At 62.6% G+C, this 9,884-nt stretch carries 8 protein-coding genes and 1 tRNA gene; 8 read left to right on the top strand and 1 reads right to left on the bottom strand.

Annotated elements, in window-relative coordinates; genetic code table 11:
• From ACY69P_RS09735 to ACY69P_RS09700, 8 genes are all read left to right on the top strand, one after another.
• Nucleotides 1-484: GGDEF domain-containing protein (locus ACY69P_RS09735; RefSeq protein WP_462327318.1), on the top strand; the 484-nt coding region annotated here is incomplete at its 5' end.
• A 187-nt stretch (nucleotides 485-671) separates the two neighbouring features.
• Complete coding sequence (locus ACY69P_RS09730) at nucleotides 672-1,361, top strand: queuosine precursor transporter (RefSeq protein WP_404844757.1); 690 nt, start codon at nucleotides 672-674, stop codon at nucleotides 1,359-1,361.
• A 120-nt stretch (nucleotides 1,362-1,481) separates the two neighbouring features.
• Complete coding sequence (locus ACY69P_RS09725) at nucleotides 1,482-2,399, top strand: NAD(P)/FAD-dependent oxidoreductase (RefSeq protein ID WP_459899609.1); 918 nt, start codon at nucleotides 1,482-1,484, stop codon at nucleotides 2,397-2,399.
• Between the two features lie 81 nt (nucleotides 2,400-2,480).
• A tRNA-Ile gene (locus tag ACY69P_RS09720) sits at nucleotides 2,481-2,556 on the top strand.
• Between the two features lie 282 nt (nucleotides 2,557-2,838).
• Nucleotides 2,839-4,755, top strand: coding sequence for a sigma 54-interacting transcriptional regulator (locus tag ACY69P_RS09715; RefSeq protein ID WP_462327317.1), 1,917 nt, complete (start codon nucleotides 2,839-2,841; stop codon nucleotides 4,753-4,755).
• 164 nt (nucleotides 4,756-4,919) lie between these two features.
• Entirely contained in the window at nucleotides 4,920-5,882 is a 963-nt protein-coding gene (locus ACY69P_RS09710; protein WP_459899607.1) for a 2-keto-3-deoxygluconate permease, read from the top strand.
• A 74-nt stretch (nucleotides 5,883-5,956) separates the two neighbouring features.
• Nucleotides 5,957-6,238, top strand: a complete 282-nt coding sequence (locus ACY69P_RS09705) for a UxaA family hydrolase (RefSeq protein WP_459899605.1) — start codon at nucleotides 5,957-5,959, stop codon at nucleotides 6,236-6,238.
• An 11-nt stretch (nucleotides 6,239-6,249) separates the two neighbouring features.
• The gene (locus ACY69P_RS09700) at nucleotides 6,250-7,413 is read left to right on the top strand and encodes a UxaA family hydrolase (protein WP_462327316.1); all 1,164 of its coding nucleotides are present in this window, start codon (nucleotides 6,250-6,252) and stop codon (nucleotides 7,411-7,413) included.
• 91 nt (nucleotides 7,414-7,504) lie between these two features.
• On the opposite strand, the gene ACY69P_RS09695 is transcribed toward ACY69P_RS09700, so the two are convergent.
• A partial coding sequence (locus tag ACY69P_RS09695; RefSeq protein ID WP_462327315.1) for a hypothetical protein occupies nucleotides 7,505-9,884 on the bottom strand: 2,380 nt, incomplete at its 5' end.

Raw genomic sequence — 9,884 nt, 5'->3', positions numbered from 1 at the left:
GGTGGATGAGCTGAAGCGCGCCCAGCGTTATCATCAGGAAATCTCACTGCTGATGCTGGACCTTGACCACTTTAAGGCCATCAACGACACCTACGGCCATCAGGCGGGCGACCTTGTCCTGCGCGAAGTTGGCGCGCTGCTTCAGGAAACGCTGCGCTCCATGGACTTTCCCGCACGCTACGGCGGCGAGGAGTTTGCGGTCATCCTGCCGCACACCAGCGAGGACAAGGCGTGGAACCTTGCCGAACGCCTGCGCCACAAAATTGCCCGCATGCGCTTTTCGCACAAGGGGCGGGACTTTACGGTAACGGCCAGTATCGGCGTCGCCTCCCTCGCCCCGGGCGGATTCCGCAAGAATATCGACATCCTGCGTCAGGCCGACCGCGCGCTGTATCTGGCCAAGGCCTCGGGCCGCAACATGGTCTGCACCACGCGCGGCTGCCCCAAGGACGACGGGCAGGAACAGAGCGAAACGGGCTACTAACCCTTTCATCCCTCACAAAACCACACCGGGCCGCGGCACTTCGTGTCGCGGCCCTTTTCGTGTACAGTGCGTGCAGAGGCAAGCGAAGACTTGACCACCAGCGGCAAGGGGGATACTACTCCCGCCGTCCGGCAATCCCGCCGGGAAGGAGGCCGCCCTCCTTCTAAATCTAACTCCGGAGACAACAATGAACGAGATTCTTTGGCTCTCTTTTGCCGTGGTTGACCTGTCTCTCGTGGTCCTCCTGTTCCGGCATTTTGGTCGTCCGGGGCTGTACGCCCTCATCGTTTTCAACCTCATCCTCGGGAACCTTCAGGTCATCAAGACTGTGGAGCTTTTCGGGCTGACCACCACGCTTGGCAACATTCTGTACGCCAGCGTCTATCTGTCCACCGACCTCCTGAGCGAGTTTTACGGCAAGCAGGAAGCCAAACGCGGCGTTCTGCTCGGCTTTGTGTCGCTTGTCATCATGACGGGCTACATGCAGCTGGCGCTGCAGTTTACTCCCTCGCCGCAGGACTTCGCCCAGCCGCACCTTGAGGCCATCTTCGGCTTCATGCCGCGTCTGGCCCTTGCCAGCCTCACGGCCTACATCATCTCCCAGTCCCACGACGTTTGGGCCTTCCACAGGCTCAAGGAGCGCACCGGCGGCAAGCTGTTGTGGCTGCGCAACAACGTCAGCACCCTTGTCAGCCAGTTGCTGGACTCCGTGGTGTTCTGCTTCATCGCCTTCTGGGGCGTGTTTGAGATGAATGTCTTTTGGGAAATCGTTTTTACGACGTACCTCTTTAAGGCTTTTGTGGCGGCGCTGGACACGCCCTTTATCTACCTTGCGCGGCGCGTGAAGCCGCTGCCGCAGACCCAGCAGTACGCGTAATCCGTCTCCGCTCCCTTCCGCCGCGCGCGGCGCGTCGCCCTGCGGCGGAAGGCGGTTGACAGAAGCGGGGCATGTCTTATCCTATCCGGTACCTTTGACAAACAACTCCGGGAGGTTGACATGTTCCCGACTGCACAATCTGTGGACACGCTCATCGTGGGCCAAGGTCCGGCCGGTCTTTCGGCCGCCATCTATACGGCCCGCGCTGGCATAAAGACAGTCGTTGTCGGCATGCCCCCGAAAATTGACGGGGAATACGACATCGACAACTACTTTGGTTTTGACGAGACGGTCACCGGCTCCGAACTCATGGCCCGCGGGCGGCAGCAGGCCGAGCGGTTCGGAGCGGACCTCGTCACCGAGCGCGTGCTGGGCATCCATCATGGCATGGACGGCGCGTTTGAGGTCAAAACCGAGCACAGCACCTTTATGGCGCGCTCCGTCATCCTTGCGGCTGGCGTTTCCCGCGTGCGCCCCGGCATCTCCAATCTGGACGACTACGACGGCAAGGGCATCTCCTACTGCGTCAGTTGCGACGGCTTCTTCTACAAGCAAAAGCCCGTGATGGTGCTGGGCGAAGGCAACTACGCCGTCAATCAGGCCCTTGAGCTCAAAAACTACACCAGCGACGTCACCCTATGCTCGCAGGGCAAGGCGCTGACCATGACCGATGACTTCCGCGCCCGGCTGGACGAAGCGGGCATCCCCATCATTGAAAAGAAAGTCACCACCCTTGAAGGCTCTCCCGCCTTGGAGCGCGCCATCTTTGACGACGGCGAAAGCATTGCCGTGGACGGCATCTTCATCGCCATGGGCGAGGCCTCGGCCAGTGACTTTGCCTGGACCCTTGGCCTTGAGCGCGAGGGCATCTATATTAAGAGCGACGAGAACCAGCGCACCAACCTCCCCGGCATCTACGCCGCGGGCGACTGCGTTGGACGTTTTCTGCAAATAGCCGTGGCCGTTGGCGAAGGCGCGCTTGCCGCACGCCAAGCCATAAACCACGTGAAGAAAACCGCCAAGGAAGCCGCCTCCTAGCAGGAAAACTCCTGCCCCTCGCGACCAAATCCTTGACATAGCGGAATTCTTGCAGCTATAGAACCCGCTCGCACATCAAAGGGACCAATAGCTCAGTTGGCAGAGCCCCCGGCTCATAACCGGATGGTCGTAGGTTCGAATCCTACTTGGTCCACCAGCAATCCCAAGGGGTTAGAGAGAAATTTATCTTTCTAGCCCCTTTTTTGTGTTCGCCAATTGGTCCCCGACGTGGCAATCCACGCGCCAATTGGCCGACAAGGTTCGTCCGCGTCAGCGCTCCTCAAGCACGCCCTGATGCTCATGCCACATTGCGCCCCCACGCATCGACATTTGTTCCACACCAGTCTACAGGAAGGCTTTGCCATACGGCCCGCTGCGCCCAGAGTGCGCCGCCGCGTCAGCCTCACCCTCAACGCGTTATCACTCCGCAAGGTCTGCCATGAAAGATATCCTCGTCGTCGCCCCCCTTCAGGACGTCTATGACAAGTCGGTTCGTATTGTTCAGGAATACGGATACGATGATGTAGACGTGGTCCTCGCCACCATGCAGGAAGGGCTGGAAATGGCCCGCAAGGGGCAGGCGCAGGGTGCGTCCGTCGTTGTGTCGCGCGGGTGGACCTATAATATGATTGAAAACGAGCTGGACATCCCGGCGGTGGAGATACCGGTCAGCGCGTATGACATTGTGGAAAGCCTCGCGCCCATCATGAGCCAGATTGGGCAGGAGGAATCCATAGGCGTTGTGGGGCACAGCCACGTCATCTACGGGTTCGACATCCTCAAGACCCTGCTGCCCATGAAGATCGTCAAGATCGAACTCCAGCGCAAGGATGACATCGCCACCGCCATTGCCCGCTACCGTGAGGCAGGCATCACGACCTTCATCGGCGACTCCAACGTCAAGACCGTCTCCGAGGAGCTGGGGCACCTCGGCATCCAGATTACCTCGCAAAAAAGCTCCATCCACCGCTCCATACAGGAGGCGCGCAAGCTCTATGCCTCCATCCGCAGCCGCCAGCAGCGCGCCCAGCAAATCCTCACCGTGACGGACTTTGTGCACGAGGGCATCATCGCCATTGACGAGGGCGGGCGCATTTCCATCTTCAACCACGCGGCGGAGAGCATCTTTGGCGTGCGCAAGGAGGCTGTCCTCGGCCGCATGCTGCACGACGCCATTCCCCAGTGCGAACTGCTGCTCACGCTGGAAAACGTCACCCCCAGTGTGGGACAGGTGCTGACCATTGAGGGGAACAACCTTGTGGTGAACCGCGCCCCCGTCCTCATTGGCGAAGAAGTCGTCGGCGCGGTGGCGACGATCCAGAACGTGACGGAAGTCCAAAGCGTGGAGCAAAAGATCCGGCGCGAGCTCTCGGACAGAGGCTTCACCGCCAAGCACACCTTTGACGACATCATCCACGACTCCGGCGCAATGGCCGAGTGCATCGACACGGGCAAACAGTATGCCCTGTACGACACGCCGCTCCTTGTCACGGGCGAATCTGGCGTCGGCAAGGAGCTGTTCTGCCAGAGCCTGCACAATGCCAGCCCGCGCCGCAACGGTCCCTTTGTCGCCATCAACTGCGCGGCCATTCCGCCCTCACTTATTGAGGCGGAACTCTTCGGGCACGAGAGTGGCTCCTTCACGGGCGCGCGGCGCAAGGGCCGGGCGGGCATCTTTGAGCTCGCCCATCAGGGCACGGTGTTTCTGGATGAAATCGGCGAAATTCCGCTGGAACTGCAAGGGCGGCTTTTGCGCGTTTTGCAGGAGCATCAAATCATGCGCATCGGCGGTGACAAGATTATTCCCGTGGATGTCCGCATCATCTGCGCCACCAACAGGCCGCTGGAGCTGATGGTGGAGGAGGAAAAATTCCGCCGCGACCTGCTCTTTCGCATCAACGTCCTGACCCTGCACCTGCCATCGCTGCGCGAGCTTGGCCCCCGGGCCATCATCCGCCTTGCGGAGCACTTTTTGGCCCGGTACGCCGCCAAATACGCAAGGCCCGTGCCCCGGCTGGCACCAGAAACCTGCGCCCAGCTGAGCTCGCGCCCCTACAAGGGCAATGTGCGCGAGCTCAAGGGGCTGATGGAGCGCAGCGTCATCCTCGGGAGCGTCGCCAAGGCGCTGGAGGGCGAAACCTCGCCCCTCGCCGCCGCGGCCACAGCATCCGCCGCCCCGGCCGCCTGCTCTCCCCTTCCCGCCCCAGACGCCCCCTTGGACGCCCTCCCCAGCATGCGCACCATGATGCACACCTACATGCGCGGCGTCCTTGACCGCACAGGCGGCAATGTCCAAGAGGCGTGCACCATCCTCGGCATCAGCCGCTCCACCCTGTGGCGACACCTCAAGCCGTAGCCGGTTTCACATTGCGACATATGTTTCATCCTGAGACAACGCCACGTCTCAAAATGAAACACAAAACACCGCGCATCTTGTAAACCCCTGAAATACATGCCGAATTCACTTCGGCACGCATATTGTTACTGCTCCAGAAAATTCATATTTCTGGAGGAGTTGCAATGCGTATCCTGGCTTCAATCAAGAAAATTCCTGGCGGGTTGATGATCGTCCCCCTCTTGTTGGGCGTCATCGTCAACACCTTCTTTCCCGGCTTTCTGGAACTTGGCAGTTTCAGCACCTACCTCTGGAAAGACGGCGCCATGCCCATTCTCGCCTTCTTCATGTTCTGTACCGGCGCGCAGATCAATGTCCGGCAGGTGGGCACACCCCTCGCCAAGGGCGCCGCGCTCACGGCGTCCAAGGTGGCCCTCGGCGCACTGCTTGGCGTCCTGGTCAGCAAGCTGTGCGGTCCGGCCGGCATCATGGGCATCGTCCCCCTTGCCGTCGTTGCCTCGCTGACCAACTCCAACAGCGGTCTCTTTGCCGCGCTGGCCGGTGAATTTGGCGACTCCAGCGACGTTGGCGCCCTGTCCATTCTGTCCATCAACGACGGCCCCTTCTTCACCATGCTGGCCTTCGGCATGACCGGACTGGCCGAAATTCCGCTGGTTATGCTGCTGGGTGCGGTGCTCCCCATTATCGTCGGCTGCATTGTCGGCAACCTTGATACCGAACTGCGCGACTGGCTCGCCCCCGCGGTGGACATCACCATTCCCTTCTTTGCCTTCCCCCTTGGCGCGGCGCTGAACCTGAACCAGTTCGTCACCGCTGGCGCTCCCGGCATTCTGCTTGGCGTGGCCAACACCCTTATCACCGGTCTGGCCGGCTACTTTGCCATGAAGCTCATCCGCTCCAAGACCCCGCAGGTTGGCGCGGCCGTTGGCACCAGTGCGGGCAACTCCGCCGCCACCCCCGCCGCCATTGCCGCGGCAGACCCAACCATTGGCGCTGTGGCCGCCGTGGCAACGGTACAGGTTGCCGCCGCCGTCATCGTCACCGCCATCCTCTGCCCCCTGCTTGTCACCTTCCTCGACAGGTACGAGCGGCGTAAGGCCCAGACCACTCTCACGGCCCACGCCTAACGGCAGCCCTACGTCATTTTACGCCGTGTGGTTCGCCACCCGGCCACCAACCCTACTCACAAGGAGACACTCCCATGAATGCAGCGTTGCACATGAGCAGCAAGGACAACGTCGTCACTTGCCTGCGCCCCATTCACAAAGGCGAAACCATCACCATCGACGACATCACCGTGACCGCCACCATGGACATCCCCGTGTTCCATAAGATTGCCATCGCGGACATCCCCGTCGGCGGCCTCTGCTACAAGTACGGCGAAATCATCGGCGACGCCACGCAGGCCATTGCCGCCGGCGACCACGTCCACGTTCACAACATCGAAAGCACCCGCGGCCGCGGCGACAAAAACAACGCCTAAAGGAGAGCGCAATGACCATTTACGGATACAAAAGAGCTAACGGCACATACGGCGTCCGCAACCACCTGCTGGTCATCCCCACCTCCGTGTGCGCGGCGGATACGGCATTCAAAATCGCCGCGCAGGTTCCCGGCGCGGTGGCCATCCCCAACCAGCACGGCTGCTGTCAGATTGGCTCCGACCTTGCCCTGACACAAAAGACCATCACCGGCTTTGGCCTGAACCCCAACGTGGGCGCTGTGCTGGTGGTTGGCCTTGGCTGTGACGGCGTGCAGGCCAGCGCCGTGGCCGAGGACATCGCCAAGGTGGGCAAGCCCGTGGAGCATGTGGTTATTCAGGACTGCGGCGGCACCCTGAAGGCCATTGCCAAGGGCGCTGAGCTTGCGGCCCCCATGGCGCGCGAGCTGTCCCAGCAGGAGCAGGTGGAATTTGACATCAGCGAAATCACCCTCGCCATGGAATGTGGCGGCTCGGACCCCACCAGCGGCCTCGCCTCCAACCCCTCCATCGGCTACGTGGCCGACAAGCTCATCGACCTTGGCGGCAGCGCCATCCTCAGCGAGACCACGGAAGTCATCGGCGCGGAACATCTCATCGCCGCGCGCTTTGAGGAAGACGACCAGCGCGCCAAGTTCCTTGCTCAGGTCAAGAGTGTGGAAGACCGCGCCATCATGATGGGCGAGGATCTGCGCAGCGGCCAGCCCACCCCGGGCAACAAGGTCGGCGGCCTGTCCACCATCGAGGAGAAATCCCTCGGTTGCATGTACAAGGCCGGCACCGCCCCCTTCAAGGGCGCGCTGGACTACGCCGAAATTCCCGCCGCTGACAAACACGGCATGTACTTTATGGATACCCCCGGTCAGGACATCGACTCCATCACCGGCATGGTGGCCGGCGGCGCACAGGTCGTCGTCTTCTCCACCGGTCGTGGCACGCCTACCGGCAATCCCATCGCGCCGGTCGTTAAGGTGACGGGCAACCCCGAAACCTACGCCAAGATGCCCGACAACATCGACGTCAACGCTGGCCGCATCATCACCGACGGCGTCTCCCTGCCGGAAATCGGCGAGGAGCTCTTTGACGCTGTGGTCAAGGCCTGCAACGGCGTGAAGACCAAGGCCGAAAGCCTTGGGCATAATGAGTTCGGCATCTACAAGCTGACTGGCACGTTCTAACCTCGGGCACGTCCTCCCCCGAAAAAACGCCGGACTGGAGTTCCTCGCTCCAGTCCGGCGTTGCCATTTGTGCGGCGCGGGCCTCCCCGCATTATGATGTGGCCGTAATGCCAAGGGGCGCGCCAAGGCTGCCCGCGTGCACCATGTGCCCAAAGCCGTCGTCCACAAGCACAACCCGGCTCCCCGCCCGGGCGGTCATCGTGCCCGTGTCCAACGCCCTGCCCCCAATAATGCGGTGCTCCGCCAAGGGCTCAAGAAGGCCGTTCTTCATCACGCCAACGCCTCCATCCGGCAAGGGGAAAAGCGCCGCGTTGGTGGCCGCTGCCGCCGCTGTGCCCGCCCAGATGCTCTGCCCCTGCAAGGGGCCGCTCTCAGGAACAACCACCACGCCCGCGTCATGCGCGGCGATGTCGCCGCCGCCAAGGGGTGCGCAGCGGACCTCCTTCCACAGACACACCAGCCAATACTCGCCGTCCTTCACCGACAAAAACGGCCACAGGGCCACCCCTGCCTCAAACGCGCCGCCGGGCATAGCGGCATACTCCACACACGGCGCGCCGTCGCAGGGCAGTCTTTTCCCGGCCCCAAGCCGCGTATGGTGCACCGCCGCGCTGCGCAGGCCGGCATTGTCCTGTCCCTGCGGTGAGGGATGGGCGTCAATCAACTCCGCCAGCAGGCCGCCGCCAAAACCGTCACGGGCATCCATCACGCCGCACACGCTGCGCCCCGGCAGCAGTACCGGGAAGTCCCGGATGTCCACAGGCTGGTGCGCCCGATGCCGCGCCCGCCCCTCATGAGACAGCACGCAGCTTCGCAGGGCATGGTCCAACGTATCGAAATCCAGCCGCTGGAGCGATTCCCCCACAGCAAATTCCAACTCTGCCGCGTCAAGGTCGCGGCGGCAGGCCAAAGCGCCCGTACCATCCAGATTCCCCTCCCACGCCTGCCCGCGATTGCCCACAAAGCGAAGCGCTCCTGTAGCTGCGGGGTCCATACCGCGGCCGGGGCGCAGGCGCACAGTACCGCCCCCGTCAGCGCAGGGGACGACGCCTGCGGGGACCAACTCCCCGCCGAGGAATCCCCCCGCATTGAGCCGCCCCGGCATGGCAAAGGGAAAGGCGGGCGCCTTATAGAAATGGAACTCGCTGATGCTGTACCGCCCCGGACCGTCCAGCCACAGATACATGTCCTTGTCCGGCGGACACTCAAGGGTATAGGTGAACAGCATGTCCTCTCCGAACTGGCGGCCCAAGGTTTGCGCCTGAGAGGTCCGAAGATTCGCACGTCCGGGGCACTTTGGCATGCGCACCTGCATGCAATACATTGTGCCGGAACTCAGCCCCCATTGCGCTCCGGGCAAGCGCACAATGTGCGGGCCTTCGGTCGCGTAGTCGGCGTAGTACTCTCCGTTGCCCTTGTGCCAGACAACGCCTTCGGAGCACTCAAGCTCCATCTCCCCCTGCATAAGCGGCATGGGGCTGACGTCCTTGCCCAGGGTCTGCCAAATGCCAAGCACCTTCACAGTCCCCTGCGCGCCCCCTGCGCCGGTCCGGATGACAATGCTGCCCTCTCTGTCTCCAACAGGCAGCATCACCGGCACCTTGCCCGTTACATCCGCCGGGATATCGCACACCCGCGTGCGCAGGTTGCCGTCCGCATCCCGCATCAGCACATGAATGGAACCCGCCGTCAGCTGAACGTCCAGCTCCATAAGGTTTTGCGTCCTGTACGCCGTGCCCTTGGCCGTCACTTCAACCTCGCCATCGGCGCTCAGGTGCAGGGTCAGGTCCTCATCCATGGTGATGCCGTCAGGCGGTGTGGTCCAGACGAAGTTCTGCGACAGGTCATCCCAAATCGTATCCCCAAGCAGACACAGGCGCACCGGGTCCGAGGTATACAGCTCACGGTGGATGCGCTGATGCGGCGCCACATTGCCCACGGCGCAGCGCTCGCAGGTCGTCAGCACCATGTTTTCACTGCTGGTCGGGTAGTTCGAGCCATAGGACGTGTACATGGGGTGCAGGGTCACACGGGTCTGGCGGAACCGCTCGTGCAACAGGCAGTGCATAACCCGGTAATGGTGCCCGCCCCACGACAGCGTTATCTGCTTGTCGTCGTCAAAGCCCTCCAGACTGCCTATCTCGCCGCCGGCGGCATACCCGTGCAGGAAGCCCTCCAGCCAGATGCACAGCGCCGTGCCAAAGGGCGTTTCCATGGTGCCCTTACGCGCGCAGGCCCGGGCATCCAGTCCGGTGACGCACCACATCGTCTCCGCCGGGCGCGAGGCCGTGCCCGTCACAAGGTCCATTACGGCCTCGTGCAGAACGCGCTCCCCTGCGCCGCCCGCATCAGCAAGGGCGCGGGCTGCCGCCTCGGCGGCCTGCCGGGCCGCGTCCGCCTCGTGCGCGGCCTGCTCCTGCGCCACTCGGGCCTGCACTTTGCTTGCGGCGGCCACATCGCTGGCGCGGCGG

It is taken from the genome of Desulfobaculum sp. (assembly GCF_054921475.1).
The sequence above is the reverse complement of the archived record's forward strand: the minus strand, read 5'-3'. Positions and strand labels throughout refer to the sequence as shown.

Bases quoted from the DNA above. Each gene is read 5' to 3' on its own strand.
- ACY69P_RS09730 (WP_404844757.1), top strand. From the start codon at position 672: ATGAACGAGATTCTTTGGCTCTCTTTTGCCGTGGTTGACCTGTCTCTC.
- ACY69P_RS09725 (WP_459899609.1), top strand. From the start codon at position 1,482: ATGTTCCCGACTGCACAATCTGTGGACACGCTCATCGTGGGCCAAGGT.
- ACY69P_RS09715 (WP_462327317.1), top strand. From the start codon at position 2,839: ATGAAAGATATCCTCGTCGTCGCCCCCCTTCAGGACGTCTATGACAAG.
- ACY69P_RS09710 (WP_459899607.1), top strand. From the start codon at position 4,920: ATGCGTATCCTGGCTTCAATCAAGAAAATTCCTGGCGGGTTGATGATC.
- ACY69P_RS09705 (WP_459899605.1), top strand. From the start codon at position 5,957: ATGAATGCAGCGTTGCACATGAGCAGCAAGGACAACGTCGTCACTTGC.
- ACY69P_RS09700 (WP_462327316.1), top strand. From the start codon at position 6,250: ATGACCATTTACGGATACAAAAGAGCTAACGGCACATACGGCGTCCGC.